The sequence below is a fragment of the Streptomyces sp. NBC_00727 genome, from assembly GCF_045161745.1.
In the GTDB taxonomy this organism is placed as follows: domain Bacteria; phylum Actinomycetota; class Actinomycetes; order Streptomycetales; family Streptomycetaceae; genus Streptomyces.
This window is the reverse complement of record NZ_CP108981.1, coordinates 5,054,329-5,071,277: the sequence shown is the minus strand read 5'-3', so window position 1 is coordinate 5,071,277 and position 16,949 is coordinate 5,054,329. Positions and strand designations below refer to the sequence as shown.

13 protein-coding genes are annotated in these 16,949 nt (G+C 72.0%); 8 read left to right on the top strand and 5 right to left on the bottom strand.

The genetic code is table 11. From position 1 onward, the window contains the following. The first annotated feature begins 60 nt into the window (after positions 1–60). Positions 61–1,455: a maltokinase N-terminal cap-like domain-containing protein gene (locus tag OG242_RS23140; RefSeq protein ID WP_405899971.1), complete on the top strand. Its 1,395-nt coding sequence runs from the start codon at positions 61–63 to the stop codon at positions 1,453–1,455. Between the two features lie 68 nt (positions 1,456–1,523). Continuing rightward, positions 1,524–3,923 (top strand): 1,4-alpha-glucan branching enzyme, encoded by a 2,400-nt coding sequence (gene glgB, locus OG242_RS23135; RefSeq protein WP_405899970.1) that lies wholly within the window; start codon positions 1,524–1,526, stop codon positions 3,921–3,923. 54 nt (positions 3,924–3,977) lie between these two features. Here glgB and trxA read toward each other — a convergent pair whose 3' ends face one another. The 3 genes from trxA to OG242_RS23120 are packed head-to-tail and all read right to left on the bottom strand — an operon-like array spanning position 3,978 to position 6,148. After that, a complete protein-coding gene (gene trxA / locus OG242_RS23130) occupies positions 3,978–4,310 on the bottom strand; it encodes a thioredoxin (protein ID WP_405899969.1) in 333 nt (110 codons plus the stop codon). Positions 4,311–4,313: 3 nt separating this feature from the next. Then, positions 4,314–4,718 carry a MerR family transcriptional regulator gene (locus OG242_RS23125; protein ID WP_093706064.1) on the bottom strand — a complete coding sequence of 135 codons (405 nt, stop codon included), beginning with the start codon at positions 4,716–4,718 and terminating at the stop codon, positions 4,314–4,316. A 44-nt stretch (positions 4,719–4,762) separates the two neighbouring features. Continuing rightward, the gene (locus OG242_RS23120) at positions 4,763–6,148 is read right to left on the bottom strand and encodes a cation:dicarboxylate symporter family transporter (RefSeq protein ID WP_405901704.1); all 1,386 of its coding nucleotides are present in this window, start codon (positions 6,146–6,148) and stop codon (positions 4,763–4,765) included. A gap of 170 nt (positions 6,149–6,318) precedes the next feature. Here OG242_RS23120 and OG242_RS23115 point away from each other — a divergent pair, with 170 nt between their 5' ends. The 3 genes from OG242_RS23115 (at position 6,319) to OG242_RS23105 (ending at position 9,413) form a co-directional block, all read left to right on the top strand. Continuing rightward, positions 6,319–7,938, top strand: coding sequence for an ATP-binding protein (locus tag OG242_RS23115; RefSeq protein WP_405899968.1), 1,620 nt, complete (start codon positions 6,319–6,321; stop codon positions 7,936–7,938). Continuing rightward, positions 7,935–8,609: a response regulator gene (locus OG242_RS23110; protein WP_405899967.1), complete on the top strand. Its 675-nt coding sequence runs from the start codon at positions 7,935–7,937 to the stop codon at positions 8,607–8,609. The genes OG242_RS23115 and OG242_RS23110 overlap by 4 nt, the downstream gene beginning before the upstream one ends. Before the next feature lie 174 nt (positions 8,610–8,783). Further along, complete coding sequence (locus tag OG242_RS23105) at positions 8,784–9,413, top strand: helix-turn-helix domain-containing protein (RefSeq protein WP_405901703.1); 630 nt, start codon at positions 8,784–8,786, stop codon at positions 9,411–9,413. A gap of 45 nt (positions 9,414–9,458) precedes the next feature. Here the strand turns inward: OG242_RS23105 and OG242_RS23100 are convergent, their stop codons facing one another. Further along, positions 9,459–10,484 carry an ATP-dependent 6-phosphofructokinase gene (locus OG242_RS23100; protein WP_405899966.1) on the bottom strand — a complete coding sequence of 342 codons (1,026 nt, stop codon included), beginning with the start codon at positions 10,482–10,484 and terminating at the stop codon, positions 9,459–9,461. A 264-nt stretch (positions 10,485–10,748) separates the two neighbouring features. On the opposite strand from OG242_RS23100, the gene pta reads away from it, so the two are divergent. The 3 genes from pta to pyk all read left to right on the top strand — a co-directional run bounded on the left by pta (position 10,749) and on the right by pyk (position 15,588). Then, a complete protein-coding gene (gene pta / locus OG242_RS23095; protein ID WP_405899965.1) occupies positions 10,749–12,821 on the top strand; it encodes a phosphate acetyltransferase in 2,073 nt (690 codons plus the stop codon). Positions 12,822–12,826: 5 nt separating this feature from the next. Then, the gene (locus OG242_RS23090) at positions 12,827–14,083 is read left to right on the top strand and encodes an acetate kinase (protein ID WP_405899964.1); all 1,257 of its coding nucleotides are present in this window, start codon (positions 12,827–12,829) and stop codon (positions 14,081–14,083) included. A gap of 74 nt (positions 14,084–14,157) precedes the next feature. Further along, positions 14,158–15,588, top strand: coding sequence for a pyruvate kinase (pyk, locus tag OG242_RS23085; protein WP_405899963.1), 1,431 nt, complete (start codon positions 14,158–14,160; stop codon positions 15,586–15,588). Between the two features lie 163 nt (positions 15,589–15,751). Here pyk and OG242_RS23080 read toward each other — a convergent pair whose 3' ends face one another. Continuing rightward, positions 15,752–16,633: an FG-GAP repeat domain-containing protein gene (locus OG242_RS23080; RefSeq protein ID WP_405899962.1), complete on the bottom strand. Its 882-nt coding sequence runs from the start codon at positions 16,631–16,633 to the stop codon at positions 15,752–15,754. Positions 16,634–16,949: the final 316 nt, after the last annotated feature.

Sequence of the window (16,949 nt, the reverse complement as noted above, 5' to 3'; positions counted from 1 at the left end):
TGCCGCAATCCGGGACACTCTTCGCATCCTGTGGTGTGCCCGGGGAAAGGACGCGATGCCATGTCGGAGGCTGCATCCGCTCAGGTCACCCTGGCGAACAGCACTGCCCTGATTCCGTCTCTCGGACCGCTGCTCCACGAATGGCTGCCCCGGCAGCGGTGGTTCGCGGGCAAGGGGCGGCCCATCACCGCCTTCTCGCTCGTCTCGGCCACCGAGATACTGCCGGTGGACGGCAGCGACGAAGGCACCCCCGGACTCCTGCACCTGCTGGTGCGGGTCCACCAGCCCACGATGGCCGCCCAGCCCCCCGTGGACTGCTACCAGTTGCTCCTCGGAGTCCGCTCCGCGCTGCCCCAGCACCTGGCCCCCGCAGCCATCGGCCGCGTCCCGGACGGACCGCTGGCGGGGCTCGCGGTCTACGACGGGCTGCACGACGCGCGCCTGGCCTCGCTGCTGCTGGAACGATTGCGCACCCCCGGCCGGCTCGGCGCGGTCCGCTTCGACCGGGGCGCGGAGCCGATCCCGGAGGACCTGCCGCCCCGGGTGCTGGACACCGAGCAGTCCAACTCCTCGCTGGTGTACGGCAACGCGTACATCCTGAAGATCTTCCGCCGGGTCTTCCCGGGCACCAACCCCGACCTGGAACTGCCGCTCGCGCTCTCCCGCGAGGGATGCGGCCGGGTCCCCGCGCCGGTCGCCTGGTTCGAGGCGGCGACGCCGGAGCGGCTGACCCTCGGGGTGCTCCAGCCGTTCCTGCGCGGCGCCCAGGACGGCTGGCAGCTCGCCCTGCGCGCCCTCGCCACCGGGCACGACTTCCTGGCCGAGGCGAAGGCGCTGGGCCGCGCCACCGCCGAGGTGCACACCGCGCTCGCCGCCGCCCTGCCCACCCCGGTGCTCCGCCGCTCCCAGACCGACGAGCTGGCCGCCGCCATGGTGGAGCGGTTGGAGGCCGCGGCGCACGCGGTGCCCGAGCTGGTCCCGTACGTCCCCGGGCTGCGCGCCGCGTTCGACGCGGTGGCCGCGCTCGGGCACCGGGGGCGCAGCTGGGCCGCACAGCGGGTGCACGGCGACCTCCACCTCGGCCAGACCCTGCGCGGCGCCGACGGTTTCTGGTCACTGATCGACTTCGAGGGCGAGCCGGCCCGGCCGCTCCCGGAGCGCCGCAGCCCGCAGCCCCCGGTGCGCGACGTGGCCGGGATGCTGCGCTCCTTCGACTACGCGGCCCGCTCGCACCGGCCCTGGAAGCCCGAGTGGGCCGCCCGCTGCCGGGACGCCTACTGCGACGGCTACGCCGACGCGGCGGGCGCCGACCCCCGCGCCGAGCCGGAGCTGCTGCGCGCCCACGAGACCGACAAGGCGGTGTACGAGGTGCTGTACGAGGCACGGCACCGGCCCGACTGGCTCCCGGTCCCGATGGCCGCGATCCACCGCCTGGCCTCCGTCTCCGCCGTCTGAGGATGCCCCGCTCCCCCGTACCGCCCCGTCCGCCCCACCCCGCCAACACCTCCGAGGAGGCTGTCCCTGTGACCGCCCGCAAGCCGTCCCGCAAGTCCGCGCCCGACGCGCCCACCCCCGAGCTCCCGCTCGCCGAGGAACCGATCGCCGCCACCCTGTCCGCGCCACCGGCCGGGCCGGCCCCGAAGAAGCGGGCCCCGAAGAAGCCCGCCGCGACGGGCGCCGCCGCCCCGGCCAAGCGTGCGAAGAAGGCCGCGGCCCCGCCCCGCCCCCGCAGCGCCGGCAGCCAGGAGCTGCGCCCGGCCGCCCCGCTGCACGACGCCGACCGGGGCCGGCTGCTGGCCGGCGAGCACCACGCCCCGCACGACCTGCTGGGCGCTCACCAGGTGGCCGACGGGGTGGCGATCCGGGTGCTGCGCCCGTTCGCCCGGTCGGTCACCGTGCTCGCGAAGGGGCTGCGGGCTCCGCTGCACAGCGACGGGGACGGACTGTTCTCCGGGGTGCTGCCGCTGCCGGAGGTGCCGGAGTACCGGCTGCTGGTGGCGTACGAGGACAACGAGATCGAGACCGACGACCCGTACCGCTTCCTGCCCGCGCTGGGGGAGCTGGACCTGCACCTGATCGGCGAGGGCCGGCACGAGGAGCTGTGGACCGCGCTCGGGGCCCGGCCGATGGAGCACCAGGGCGTCGCCGGGACGCGGTTCACGGTGTGGGCGCCGAACGCCCGGGGCGTCCGGGTGTGCGGCGACTTCAACTACTGGGACGGCACGGGCTTCCCGATGCGGTCGCTCGGCTCGTCCGGGGTGTGGGAGCTGTTCCTGCCCGGGACCGGGGAGGGCGCGCTGTACAAGTTCGACGTGTGCCGCCCCGACGGTTCGCACACGACGCGCTCCGACCCGATGGCCCGGCACACCGAGGTCCCGCCCGCCACCGCGTCGGTCGTGACGGCCTCGCACCACGTCTGGCAGGACCAGGAGTGGATGGCGAGGCGCGGGAACGTACCGGTACACGAGGCGCCGTTCTCGGTGTACGAGGTACATCTCGGTTCCTGGCGACCGGGCCTGACATACCGTCAGCTCGCCGAGCAGCTGCCCGCGTACGTCAAGGAGCTGGGCTTCACGCATGTGGAGCTGATGCCCGTGTCCGAGCACCCCTTCGGCGGCTCCTGGGGCTACCAGGTCACCGGCTTCTACGCCCCGACCTCCCGGATGGGTTCGCCGGACGACTTCCGCTTCCTGGTCGACGCGCTGCACCGGGCCGGGATCGGTGTCGTCATGGACTGGGTGCCCGCGCACTTCCCGCGCGACGACTGGGCGCTCGCGGAGTTCGACGGCCGGCCGCTGTACGAGCACTCCGATCCGAGGCGGGCCGCGCATCCGGACTGGGGCACGCTGGAGTTCGACTACGGGCGTACCGAGGTGCGCAACTTCCTGGTCGCCAACGCCACGTACTGGTGCGAGGAGTTCCACATCGACGGGCTGCGGGTGGACGCGGTCGCCTCGATGCTCTACCTGGACTACTCGCGCGAGGACGGCCAGTGGTCGCCCAACGAGTTCGGCGGGCGGGAGAACCTGGACGCGGTCGCCTTCCTCCAGGAGATGAACGCCACGGTCTACCGGCGCAATCCGGGCGTGGTCACCATCGCGGAGGAGTCCACCGCCTGGGACGGCGTGACCCGGGCCACCGACCACGGCGGTCTCGGCTTCGGCCTGAAGTGGAACATGGGCTGGATGCACGACTCGTTGGTGTACGTCTCCAAGGAGCCGGTGCACCGCAAGTACCACCACGACGAGATGACGTTCTCGATGGTGTACGCGTACAGCGAGAACTACGTGCTGCCGATCTCGCACGACGAGGTGGTGCACGGCAAACAGGCCCTGGTCAGCAAGATGCCCGGCGACTGGTGGCAGCAGCGCGCCAACCACCGCGCGTACCTGGGCTTCATGTGGGCCCACCCCGGCAAGCAACTGCTCTTCATGGGGCAGGAGTTCGCACAGGGCGCGGAGTGGTCGGAGGGCCACGGCCCGGACTGGTGGCTGTTGGACCCCTCGTACGAGGCGTCGGGCGACCACCGCGGGGTGCGGGACCTGGTGGGCGACCTGAACAGGGTGTACGGGGCGACGCCCGCGCTCTGGCAGCGCGACACCCGTCCGGAGGGCTTCGCCTGGGTGGACGGGGGCGCGGCGGAGGACAACGTGTTCGCGTTCCTGCGCCACGACGCTAAGGGCGCGCCGCTGCTGGCCGTCTCCAACTTCTCGCCGGTGGTGCGGCACGACTACCGGCTCGGGGTGCCGGAGGGGCCCCGGCTGTGGGCGGAGGTCCTGAACACGGACGCGGCCCGGTACGGGGGCGGCGACGTGCGCAACGAGGAGCCGCTGAAGGCGGAGGCGGTGGGGTCCCACGGCCGGCCGTCGAGCGTGTCGCTGACGCTGCCGCCGCTGGCGACGGTGTGGTTCAAGCCGGCGTGACGCGGTGAGACGACGAGGGGGCGGGGCCGGTGTGGCCCCGCCCCCTCGGGCGGTTCAGAGCAAGTCCTCCAGCTCCTGGAGGAGCCGCCGCTTGGGACGGGCGCCGACCATGGACTTCACCGGCTCGCCGGCCCGGAAGACCATCAGGGTCGGCATCGACAGCACGCCGTACCGGGCGCTGATCGCCGGATTGCGGTCGACGTCGATCTGGACGACGCGGAGCCGTTCGCGCTCCTCCTCGGCGACGGCGCCCAGGACCGGGGCGAGCTGGCGGCAGGGGCCGCACCAGTCGGCGGTGAACTCCACCAGGACGGGCCGGGTCTCCCCCAGCACCTCGGCGTCGAAGGTCTCGTCGGTGACCTCGTCGACACCCGTTACGTGGATCATCTGTCATCCTCCCAGTTCGCAGCGTGGTTCGGGGCCGCCGGGCAGCTCGGCGGCCGCCTCCAGCTCGGCGCGGGCCAGCTGGGCGCCCACCTCCGAGCGGACCGCCCGCAGCTGCTCGATGAGCTCGTCGAGCTCCCCGAGCTTGCGCCGGTAGACGGCGAGCGAACCGGGACAGGCGTCCCCGGCCGGGTGCCCTGCGCGCAGGCACTCCACGAAGGGCCGGGTCTCCTCCAGGTCGAACCCGAAGTCCTGGAGGGTCCGGATCTGCTGGATGAGCCGCAGATCGCTCTCGTCGTACGTGCGGTAGCCGTTCACCGCCCGCCGTGCGGGCAGCAGCCCGCGCGACTCGTAGTAGCGCAGCGTCCGCGTCGTCGTCCCGGCCCGTTCGGCCAGCTCCCCGATTCGCATACCGCGACCGTAATCCTTGACGTCGGCGTCAAGGCAAGGACGTGTCAGACCTTGGCGGGAGCGGGCGTCTCCTCGCCGACGACGGTCCCGCGTTCCCGTGCCTCGGGGACGTGCGGCTCGGCGGGGCCCTCGTCGGTGATCATCTTCTCGTCGAAGGGCAGCGCGCCGGAGAGCACCTGGTCCACCCGTGCGCGGTCGATCTCCTTGGTCCAGGTGCCGACGAGGACCGTGGCGACCGCGTTGCCCGCGAAGTTCGTCAGAGCGCGGGCCTCGCTCATGAAGCGGTCGATGCCGACGATCAGGCCGACGCCGTCGACGAGCTCGGGGCGGTGCGACTGGAGGCCGCCGGCGAGGGTGGCGAGGCCGGCGCCGGTGACGCCCGCCGCGCCCTTGGAGGCGATGACCATGAAGACCAGCAGCGAGATCTGCTCGCCGATGCTCAGCGGGTCGCCCGTGGCGTTGGCGATGAACAGCGAGGCCATCGTGAGGTAGATCGCGGTGCCGTCCAGGTTGAAGGAGTAGCCGGTCGGCACGGTGATGCCGACGACGGGCTTGCTGACGCCCATGTGCTCCATCTTCGCGATCAGCCGGGGCAGCGCCGACTCGGAGGAGGAGGTGGACAGGATCAGCAGGAACTCGCGGCCCAGGTACTTCAGCAGCTTGAAGATGTTGAGCCCCGCCACCAGGCGCAGGATCGTGCCGAGCACCACGAAGACGAAGAGCGCGCAGGTGACGTAGAAGCCGATCATGATGACCGCGAGGGACTTGAGCGCGTCCACGCCGGTCTCGCCGACCACCGCGGCCATCGCGCCGAACGCGCCGACCGGGGCCGCCCACATGATCATGGCGAGGATGCGGAAGACGAGGCGCTGGATGTGCCCGATGCCGCGCAGCACCGGCTCGCCCGCCGAGCCCATGGCCTGGAGCGCGAAGCCCGCGAGCAGGGCGATGAGCAGGGTCTGCAGGACCTCGCCCTCGGTGAAGGCCGACACGATGGTGGTCGGGATGATGCCCAGCAGGAAGTCCGTGGTGGACTCGCCCGCCCCGGACGCCTGCTTCTCACCGGCGGCGCGGACGGCCTCGGTGAGGTGGAGGCCGGAGCCGGGCTCCAGGATGTTGCCGACGACCAGGCCGATGGCCAGGGCGACCGTGGACATCACCAGGAAGTAGCCGAGGGCGAGACCGCCGACGGCGCCGACCTTGGCGGCCTTGCGGACCGAGCCGACGCCCAGCACGATCGTGCAGAAGATGATCGGCGAGATCATCATCTTGATCAGGTTCACGAACCCGGTGCCGATGGGCTTGAGCTCGACGGCGGCGTCCGGGGCGACGAAGCCCACGAGGATGCCGAGGCCCACCGCCGCGATCACGGCGAGATACAGATACTTCGTACGGTCCGGTTTGGTGCGTTCCGGCTCGGCGGCGGTCACAGCCACGGGGGTCTCCTCGGGTCGTCGTCGTCCCACCCCCGTGCCGGGGGTCCCGGCGACTATCCCGCCCGCTGTGACCCCGGTCACCGTTGCGTGCATTTCGTTCATAGGTGGGGCCGCCCCCCGATGGCCGGCTCCACCTGGGTTTTCGGCCAGGCACACTTACTGGCATGCGTTTTCCCCGTACCCGACCGCGCAGCCTGGCCGGCCAGCTGTTCGCGTGGCAGGTGGTGCTGGTGGCGGCCGTCGTGGCGGGGTGCGCGTTCTTCGCGTACGCCTCCGGGCGCGGGCAGGCCGAGGAGACGGCGGCGCGGCAGGCGCGGGCGGTGGCCCTCTCGGTGGCCGGATCGCCGTCGGTCCGGGAGGCGATCCGCACGGACGACCCCTCGGCCTCGCTCCAGCCGTACGCGGAGCGGGTGCGGAAGGACACCGGGATCGCCTTCATCACGATCATGAGCCCGGACCGGGTCCGCTGGACGCACCCGCACACTGAGCACATCGGTGAGACCTTCCTCGGGCACACCGCGCGGGCGCTGCGCGGGGAGACCTTCTCGGAGACGTACACCGGCACACTCGGGCCGTCGATACGCGTCGTCACCCCCGTCCGCGACGGCGGCCGGATCACCGGCCTTGTCAGCGCGGGCATCACGGTGGACCGGGTCTCCTCGCAGGTGCGGGCGCAGCTGGGCGCCCTGGCGCTGGCGGCGGGCGCGGCGCTGGTGCTCGGCGGCCTCGGCACGTACGTGATCAACGCCCGGCTGCGGCGGCACACGCACGGGATGAACGCGACGGAGCTGAGCCGCCTGCACGACTACCACGAGGCGACCCTGCACGCGGTGCGCGAGGGGCTGCTGATGCTGGACGGGCAGCGCCGGATCGCCCTGATCAACGACGCGGGCCGGGAACTGCTCGGCCTGGCCCCGGGCACCGTCGGCCGCCTGGTCGCCGACCTCGATCTGCCGGGCCCGCTGACCGGGGCGCTGCTCGCCTCCGAGGAGCGGGTGGACGAGGTGCACCTGACGGCGGACCGGGTGATCGTCGTCAACACCCGTCCGGTGGTCGGGGGCGAGCGGCGCGGGACCGTGGTGACCCTGCGGGACCACACCGAGCTCCAGGCGCTGTCCGGGGAGCTGGACTCGGAGCGCGGGTTCACCCGGGCCCTGCGCTCCCAGGCGCACGAGGCGGCGAACCGGCTGCACACGGTGGTCTCGCTGATCGAGCTGGGCCGGGCGGAGGAGGCGGTGGGCTTCGCCACGGAGGAGCTGGAGCTGGCCCAGGCCCTCACCGACCGGGTGGTGGGGGCGGTCGCCGAACCCGTGCTCGCGGCCCTGCTGCTGGGCAAGGCGGCCCAGGCGAACGAGCGGGGCGTGGAGCTGGTGCTCGCGGAGGACAGCCTGATCGACGACGGCGCCCTGCCGGCGACGCTGCCCGCCCGCGATCTGGTGACCGTCCTCGGCAATCTGATCGACAACGCGGTGGACGCGGTGACTCAGGAGGAGGCCGTTCCCGCTCGGCGCGGCCGGGTCACGGTCACCGCGCTCGCCGACGGGGACGAACTCCTGCTGCGGGTCGCGGACAACGGGGCCGGAGTCGATCCGGCGGACGCCGCCGAGGTCTTCCGCAGCGGCTGGTCGACCAACGGCGCCGGGCGCGGTCTGGGCCTCGCCCTGGTCCGCCAGGCCGCGCACCGGAGCGGCGGGACGGTGACGCTGGAGCGCGGTCCGGACGGGGGCGCGGAGTTCACCGTACGGCTGCCGCTGGCGCTCGCGGCGAAGGAGGGCGTCTCGTGATCCGGGTCCTGGTCGTCGAGGACGACCCCGTGGCGGCCGACGCCCATCAGCTGTACGTGGGCCGGGTGCCCGGCTTCGCCGTGGCGGCCGTGGCGCACTCGCGCGCCGAGGCGGTGCGGGCGCTGGAGCGCACCCCGGTCGACCTGCTGCTCCTGGACCTCTACCTGCCCGACGGGCACGGGCTCCAGCTGCTGCGCTCGCTGCGGGCGGCCGGGCACTCGGCGGACGTGATCGCGGTCACCTCGGCCCGCGATCTGGCCGTGGTCCGCGAAGGGGTCTCGCTGGGCGTCGTCCAGTACGTGCTGAAGCCGTTCACCTTCGCCACCCTGCGGGACCGGCTGGTGCGGTACGCGGAGTTCCGGGCGGCGGCCGGTGAGGCGAGCGGGCAGGACGAGGTGGACCGGGCGCTCGCCGCGCTGCGCGCCCCGGAGCCCGCCCGGCTGCCCAAGGGGCTGAGCGCTCCGACGCTGGAGGCGGTGACCGGGGCGCTGCGGGCCGCCCCGGACGGGGTGACGGCCGCGGCGGCCGGCCAGGAGCTGGGGATCTCCCGCATCACCGCGCGCCGCTATCTGGAGCACCTGGTGACGATGGGGCGGGCGGTGCGCAGTCCGCAGTACGGGCAGGTGGGGCGGCCCGAGCTGCACTACCGGTGGCAGGCCGAGAAGCGCTGAACCGGGGGCGACCTGTCCCGCCGTGCGGCTTTTGCACCTAGGACCTTCCTATGAGCCGTATTATCGGGCGAACACACCGTAGTCAGACAGGCTCCGGCCTCCTACGGTGGGCCCGTGCACCCCACCCCGCCTTTCAACGCTCCCGCCGCGCGAAGACTCCGCGAGGCCCTGGGTATGGCCCCCGGCCATGTCGCCTACGGCCTCGGCGCCCAGTACGGACTACGGATCACCGCCGAGACGGTGGCCGCCTGGGAGCGCGGGCTCGCGCTCCCCTCGGATTACGAACTCACCGCGCTGGCGGGGGTGCTGTGGTGCGCCCCGGGCGAGCTGCTGACCGCCGCGCGCAGCCTGCGCGAGCACCGGGTCTCCCGGGAGCTGGCGCCGGACGAGCTGGCCGGCCGGCTCGGGATGGCCACCGCCGCGTATCTGCGGATGGAGGAGTCGGGGCGGTGGCGCGGCAACGAGCGCCAGTCCGCCGCGCTGAGCGAGGCGCTGAGCCTGACGCCCGCCGACTTCGTGACGGCGACCGGGCGGGAGGAGGAGCTGGCGGACCTGCTGCGCAGCGCCGTGACGACGCGCTGGCAGGCTTACGGCCGGCCGGTGGCCAAGCTGGTGCCGCTGGACCGGCGCCGCGTCCAGGAGGTCCTGGAGCGGCTGCACGCCGACTACCAGGCGCTGATGGTGTCCACCCTGAGCTGGAGCAGCGCGGGCACGGACCGGCCGGGCGGCACCGGCGAGGAGGGGCGGGCCTTCCTCGCCCGGATCGTGCCCCGGTTCTGGGAGACGACGGACCCGTCGGCGTAACGGAAAGGGGGCCCGCTTCCGCGAGCCCCCACCCTGTGGCACCTGTCAGAAGACCGACTCGGCCTCGTGCATCCGGTCCAGCGGGACCGTCTTGAGCTGGGTGACGGCCTCGGCGAGCGGGACCATCTCGATGTCGTTGCCGCGCAGCGCGGTCATGCGGCCGAAGTCGCCGCGGTGCGCCGCCTCCACCGCGTGCCAGCCGAAGCGGGTGGCGAGGACGCGGTCGTACGCGGTCGGCGTGCCGCCGCGCTGGACGTGGCCGAGGATGACCGGCCGGGCCTCCTTGCCGAGCCGCTTCTCCAGCTCGACGGCCAGCCGGTTGCCGATGCCCTGGAAGCGCTCGTGCCCGTACTGGTCGATCTCCCCCTTGGCGTACGGCATCGAGCCCTCGGCCGGGTGCGCGCCCTCGGCGACGCAGATGACGGCGAACTTCTTGCCGCGCGCGAAGCGCTCCTCGACCATCTTGACCAGGTCGTCGACCTCGAACTTGCGCTCGGGGAGGCAGATGCCGTGGGCGCCGCCGGCCATGCCGGACTCCAGCGCGATCCAGCCCGCGTGGCGGCCCATCACCTCGACGACCATCACGCGCTGGTGGGACTCGGCGGTGGTCTTCAGGCGGTCTATGGCCTCGGTCGCGACGCCCACGGCGGTGTCGAAGCCGAACGTGCGGTCGGTGGAGGAGATGTCGTTGTCGATGGTCTTGGGCACACCGACGACGGGCATCCCGGCGTCCGACAGCATCCGGGCGGCGGTGAGCGTGCCCTCGCCGCCGATCGGGATCAGCGCGTCCATCCCGTAACGGCGGCTCAGCTCGGCGCAGTTCTCGGCGGCCTCGCGCAGCCGGTCGCGCTCCAGGCGGGCCGAGCCGAGGATGGTGCCGCCGCGGGCGAGGATGCCGCTGACCGCGTTCAGGTCGAGGGGGCGGAAGTGGCCGTCGAGGAGGCCCTTGAAGCCGTCCTCGAAGCCGATGACCTCGTCTCCGTGGCCGACGACGGCCCGGTGGACGACCGAACGGATCACTGCGTTCAGGCCGGGGCAGTCGCCGCCTGCGGTGAGAACTCCGATGCGCATCCTGCTGTATCTCCTGCTCGCTGGGCCCGTCCGTCGGCATGCGGGGCGGGGGCTTCATCGCCTCCCCCGTACGGTGAGTCACGACGAGTGTCCCACGCCGGGCGCGCGGCTCGCGCTCCCGGCTGCTCCGGGGCCGCCTGGGAGGCGGCTTCGCGGGGCAGTCGTCCGGCGGGCGGCCCCTCCGCCCCCACGGGTATCGTCAAACGGGCGATTACCACTCGAACCGGGGCACCATACCGGACCAGAGACGACGGGAGAGCACGCGTGACGCGCAGCGTGTACGTGACCGGGATCGACCGGGGAGACGGCCGCCAGGTCGTCGACCTGGGCGTCATGGAGCTGCTGACCCGCCAGGTGGACCGGGTCGGGGTCTTCCGCCCCCTGGTCCACGACGACCCCGACCGGCTGTTCGAGCTGCTGCGGGCGCGCTACCGGCTGTCCCAGGACCCGGGCACGGTCTACGGGATGGACTACCACGAGGCCTCCGCGATCCAGGCCGAGCAGGGTACCGACGAACTGGTCTCCCGGCTCGTCGGGCGCTTCCACCGGGTGGCCGTGGACTACGAGGTGGTGCTCGTCCTCGGCACCGACTACGCCGCCACCCAGCTCCCCGACGAGCTGGCGCTCAACGCCCGCCTCGCCAACGAGTTCGGCGCCTCGGTGATCGCGGTGGTCGGCGGCAAGGACCAGAACGCCGAGTCGGTGCGCGCCGAGACCCGCAACGCGTACCGGGCCTACACGAGCCTGGGCTGCGACGTCCTCGCGATGATCGTGAACCGGGTCGCCCCGGCCGACCGGGACGTCGTCGCGGAACGGCTGACCGCCACCCTGCCGGTGCCCTGCTCGGTGCTGCCGGACGAGCCGGCCCTCTCGGCGCCGACGGTCGCCCAGATCACCGCGGCCCTGGACGGCACGGTGCTCCTCGGCGACGACTCGGGGCTCGCCAGGGACGCCCTGGACTTCGTGTTCGGCGGCGCGATGCTGCCGAACCTGCTGAAGGCGCTGACCCCGGGGTGCCTGGTGGTGACGCCCGGGGACCGCGCGGACCTGGTGGTCGGCTCGCTCGCCGCGCACAGCGCCGGGACGCCGCCGATCGCCGGTGTGCTGCTGACCCTGGACGAGCGGCCCGGCGAGGAGATACTCACGCTGGCCGCACGGCTCGCACCGGGCACCCCGGTCGTCTCGGTGGCCGGCGGCTCCTTCCCCACCGCCGGGGAGCTCTTCGCCCTGGAGGGCAGGCTCAACGCGGCGACCCCGCGCAAGGCGGAGACCGCGCTCGGCCTCTTCGAGCGCCATGTCGACACCGCCGCACTCCTGGACCGGATCTCGGTCGCCCGCAGCGGCCGGGTCACGCCGATGATGTTCGAGCACGAGCTGCTGGAGCAGGCGCGCGCGGTCCGGCGCCGGGTGGTGCTGCCGGAGGGCACCGAGGAGCGGGTGCTGCGCGCGGCCGACGTCCTGATGCGGCGCGACGTCTGCGACCTCACCCTCCTCGGCGACGTCGACGTCATCCGCAAGAAGGCCGCGGACCTCGGCATCGACCTGGCCGACACCCAGCTCATCGACCCGCAGACCTCGGAGCTGCGCCAGTCGTTCGCCGAGCGGTACGCACAGCTGCGGGCACACCGCGGGGTGACGGTCGAGCTGGCCCACGACGTCGTCTCGGACGTCAACTACTTCGGCACCCTGATGGTCCAGGAGGGCCTGGCCGACGGCATGGTCTCCGGGGCGGTGCACTCGACGGCGGCGACGATCCGGCCGGCGTTCGAGATCATCAAGACGAAACCGGACGCGTCGATCGTCTCCTCGGTCTTCTTCATGTGCCTCGCCGACAAGGTGCTGGTGTACGGCGACTGCGCGGTCAACCCGGACCCGGACGCCGAGCAGCTCGCGGACATCGCCGTCCAGTCGGCCGCCACGGCCGCCCGCTTCGGCGTGGACCCCCGCATCGCGATGCTGTCGTACTCGACGGGCACCTCGGGCACCGGCGCCGACGTCGACAAGGTCCGCGCGGCGACGGACCGGGTGCGCGCGAGCCGCCCGGACCTGAGGATCGAGGGCCCCATCCAGTACGACGCGGCGGTCGAGCCGAGCGTCGCCGCGACCAAGCTGCCCGGCTCCGAGGTCGCGGGGCAGGCGACGGTCCTGATCTTCCCGGACCTGAACACCGGCAACAACACCTACAAGGCCGTGCAGCGCTCGGCGGGCGCCGTGGCCGTCGGCCCGGTCCTCCAGGGGCTGCGCAAGCCCGTCAACGACCTGTCCCGGGGAGCGCTCGTGCAGGACATCGTGAATACCGTGGCCATCACGGCGATCCAGGCCCAGGGCGAGGAGTGACCCGCATGACCACCCCGAACACCGACTCGAGCGCCGAGGAGACCGCGGCCGGCGGGAAGCCGAGCCGGGTGCTCGTGCTCAACTCCGGCTCCTCCTCCGTGAAGTACCAGCTGCTCGACATGCGTGACCGCTCCCGGCTGGCGTCCGGGCTCGTCGAGCGGATCGGCGAGGAGACCTCCCGGCTCGTCCACACCCCGCTGACCGGGGACGGCGGCGAGCCCCGGGAGCGCGAGGGCCGGATCGCCGGCCACGACGAGGCGCTGAAGGCGGCGGCCGAGGAGCTGGCGGCCGACGGGCTGGGCCTGGACTCCCCCGAGCTGGCGGCGATCGGGCACCGGGTGGTGCACGGCGGGCTGCGGTTCACCGAGCCGACCGTGATCACCGACGACGTCCTCAAGGAGATCGAGCGCCTGGTCCCCGTGGCACCGCTGCACAACCCGGCCAACATCACGGGCATCCGCACCGCCACGGCGCTGCGCCCGGACCTGCCGCAGGTGGCGGTGTTCGACACGGCGTTCCACACGACGATGCCGGAGTACGCGGCGCGGTACGCGATCGACGTGGAGACGGCCGACGCCCACCGCATCCGCCGCTACGGCTTCCACGGCACCTCGCACGCGTACGTCTCCCGGAAGGCGGCCCGGCTGCTGGGCAAGGAGCCGCAGGACGTCAACGTCATCGTGCTGCACCTGGGCAACGGGGCGTCGGCGTCGGCGGTCGCGGGCGGGCGGTGCGTGGAGACGTCGATGGGCCTGACCCCCTTGGAGGGGCTGGTCATGGGTACCCGCTCCGGTGACATCGACCCGGCCGTCACCTTCCACCTGAAGCGGGTGGCGGGAATGTCGGCGGACGAGATCGACGTCCTGCTCAACAAGAAGAGCGGCCTGGTGGGGCTCTGCGGTGACAACGACATGCGGGAGATCCGGCGCCGGGTCGACGAGGGCGACGAGCGTGCCGCGCTCGCCTTCGACATCTACATCCACCGGCTGAAGAAGTACATCGGCGCCTATTCGGCGGTCCTCGGCCGGGTGGACGCCGTGGTCTTCACGGCGGGGGTGGGCGAGAACTCCGCCCCGGTACGGGAGGCTGCGATCGCCGGTCTGGAGGAGCTGGGCCTCGCGGTGGACGCGGATCTCAACGCCGTACGGTCCGGGGTGCCGCGGCTGATCTCGCCGGATTACGCACGGGTCGCGGTCGCCGTGGTGCCGACCGACGAGGAGCTGGAGATCGCCACCCAGGCCTTCGCACTGGTCGACAACTGAGCGACCCTCCGCCCTTTTGTATCTTCCACCAGCCGGAATATTCCGCAGCGAAACAAACCGATAGGATCCGCCTCATGCGCCGTTCCAAAATCGTCTGCACCCTCGGCCCCGCCGTCGACTCCCATGAGCAGCTCGTCGCTCTGATCGAGGCCGGCATGAGCGTGGCCCGTTTCAACTTCAGTCACGGCTCCCACGCGGAACACCAGGGTCGGTACGACCGGGTCCGCAAGGCCGCCGCCGAGACCGGGCGGGCGGTGGGCGTGCTCGCCGACCTCCAGGGCCCGAAGATCCGCCTGGCGAAGTTCGCCGAGGGTCCGGTCGAGCTGGTCCGCGGGGACGAGTTCGTCATCACCGCCGAGGACGTCCCCGGGGACAAGTCGATCTGCGGCACGACCTACAAGGGCCTGCCCAATGACGTCGCCAAGGGCGACCCGATCCTGATCAACGACGGCAACGTCGAGCTCAAGGTCGTCTCCGTCGACGGCCCCCGGGTCCACACCATCGTCATCGAGGGCGGGGTGATCTCCGACCACAAGGGGATCAACCTGCCGGGTGCCGCGGTCAACGTCCCGGCCCTGTCCGAGAAGGACGTCGAGGACCTGCGCTTCGCCCTGCGGATGGGCTGCGACCTGGTCGCGCTGTCCTTCGTCCGCGACGCCGACGACGTCAAGGACGTCCACAAGGTGATGGACGAGGAGGGCCGCCGGGTCCCCGTCATCGCCAAGGTGGAGAAGCCGCAGGCCGTCGAGCACATGGAGGGCGTCGTCATGGCGTTCGACGGTGTGATGGTCGCCCGCGGCGACCTCGCCGTCGAATACCCGCTGGAGAAGGTCCCGATGGTGCAGAAGCGCCTGGTGGAGCTGTGCCGGCGCAACGCCAAGCCGGTGATCGTGGCGACCCAGATGATGGAGTCGATGATCACCAACTCCCGCCCGACCCGCGCCGAGGCGTCCGACGTCGCCAACGCGATCCTGGACGGCGCGGACGCGGTCATGCTCTCCGCGGAGTCCTCGGTCGGCGCGTACCCGATCGAGACCGTCAAGACCATGTCGAAGATCGTCGTCGCCGCCGAGGAGGAGCTGCTCTCCAAGGGCCTCCAGCCGCTGGTCCCGGGCAAGAAGCCCCGTACCCAGGGCGGTTCGGTCGCCCGCGCGGCCTGCGAGATCGCGGACTTCCTGGGCGGCGAGGCCCTGGTCGCCTTCACCAAGTCCGGTGACACCGCCCGCCGCCTCTCCCGCTACCGCGCGGCCCAGCCGATCCTGGCCTTCACCACGGACGAGTCCACCCGCAACCAGCTGGCCCTCAGCTGGGGCGTCGAGGCCCACGTCGTCCCGCACGTGGACAACACGGACGCGATGGTCGACCTGGTCGACTCGGAGCTGCTGAAGCTGAACCGCTACAACGCCGGTGACACGATGGTCATCACGGCCGGCTCACCCCCCGGCGTCCCCGGCACCACCAACATGGTCCGCGTCCACCACGTTGGTGGCCAGGACCAGGGCTGACACACACGGCGACGGCCCGGCACCCCCGCGCGGGGGTGCCGGGCCGTCGCCGTACCGGAGGGAGCCGTCAGGCGCCGTCCTTGGTGAAGTAGTTGTGCAGTCCCGGGACGGTCAGCGTGCCGCCGAACTGGCCGGCCTGGGTGACCTTCACCTCTGTGGGCCGTCAGGAGAACATGACACGGTAGATGTCGTACCCGTACCCGATCTGCTTCTTGGGCTCGTAGGGGGCCGCGGCATTGCCCGTGCCCTTGTACAGGAAAAGGTCGCCGGCGGTGTTGCGAGCGATGAGGTCCGCCCTGCCGTCGAGATCGATGTCTCCGGCACCGACCAGCGAGTCGTACTGATTCCACCCGCTACCGATCTTGGTCTTCGCGGCGAACGGGGCTGCCGCGTCTCCGGTCCCCTTGTAGAGCCACAGCATCCCCGTGGTGTCGCGTGCGACGATGTCAGGCTTGCCGTCACCGGTGAGATCGCCCTTGCCTGCGATCTGGGTGTACTGGCCCCAACCGCTCCCGATCTCGTGGCGGGCGGTGAGCGTGCCATCGCTGTATCCGAAGTAGAGCCACAGCTTGCCCGCTGCGTCCCGGCCCAGTACGTCGTACCCCTTCGCTCCACCGAGGCTTCCGGGGGAGAACACGACGTCGTAGATGTTCCAGCCGCCGCCGACGTAGCCGTATCCGTAGCTGCTCGCGAGTCCACCGGCCGTGGTCCAGACCCAGGTGTCGTCGGAGACTCCGTCCCCGTCGTCGTCGGCGCTGCTGGACATTCTCACGTCTTCGTAGTCGCTCGCCAGCAGCTCTCGGCGAGCGAGGCTGCCGGAGCCATCCGGTGCGTAGGAGTAGAGCTTGCCCGCCGCGTCGATACCGAATATCCCGAACACGGCGGCATCGGAGGCCGACGCCGACGCGGCGACCCCGGTGTCCGCTTGAGCCCCCTTCTCGGTGACGAGCTCCGCGGCCCGTACGGCCGGGGACTCGTCCGTCCTCGCCACCGCCGCGCTGCCGGGGCTGGCAGCCAGTACCGCGGCCAGTGCCGCGATGGACACAGCAACCCTCACGACACGGGGCCGGCGATCAGTACGTCCGGTCATGCAGTCTCCTGGTGCTCGGATCCGAAGCGCGCACACGGTCAGCAGCTGGTGGTGCGTCAAGGCCTTGTAAGCGCAGGGATAGAAGGAGCCGCCAGGCCTCCCCAACAGGCGGATCCCGCCGCACACGACTACTTCAAGGCGTTTGCAGGACGTTTGCCCTTCGGGATCTTGCCACACGCTCACCCTGTGTATCTAGTGTGTGTTCGACATGTAGATCTTGCGAACGCCGCACCTCGGAAGCGTTCAAAAGCGCTTCTCCCCCTGCGCGTAC

What these genes read in the sequence shown, in the direction of transcription:
- OG242_RS23140 (WP_405899971.1), top strand. Translation starts at nt 61, where the DNA reads ATGTCGGAGGCTGCATCCGCTCAGGTCACCCTGGCGAACAGCACTGCC.
- trxA (WP_405899969.1), bottom strand. Translation starts at nt 4,310, where the DNA reads ATGATCCACGTAACGGGTGTCGACGAGGTCACCGACGAGACCTTCGAC.
- OG242_RS23125 (WP_093706064.1), bottom strand. Translation starts at nt 4,718, where the DNA reads ATGCGAATCGGGGAGCTGGCCGAACGGGCCGGGACGACGACGCGGACG.
- OG242_RS23115 (WP_405899968.1), top strand. Translation starts at nt 6,319, where the DNA reads ATGCGTTTTCCCCGTACCCGACCGCGCAGCCTGGCCGGCCAGCTGTTC.
- OG242_RS23105 (WP_405901703.1), top strand. Translation starts at nt 8,784, where the DNA reads ATGGCCCCCGGCCATGTCGCCTACGGCCTCGGCGCCCAGTACGGACTA.
- OG242_RS23100 (WP_405899966.1), bottom strand. Translation starts at nt 10,484, where the DNA reads ATGCGCATCGGAGTTCTCACCGCAGGCGGCGACTGCCCCGGCCTGAAC.
- OG242_RS23090 (WP_405899964.1), top strand. Translation starts at nt 12,827, where the DNA reads ATGACCACCCCGAACACCGACTCGAGCGCCGAGGAGACCGCGGCCGGC.
- pyk (WP_405899963.1), top strand. Translation starts at nt 14,158, where the DNA reads ATGCGCCGTTCCAAAATCGTCTGCACCCTCGGCCCCGCCGTCGACTCC.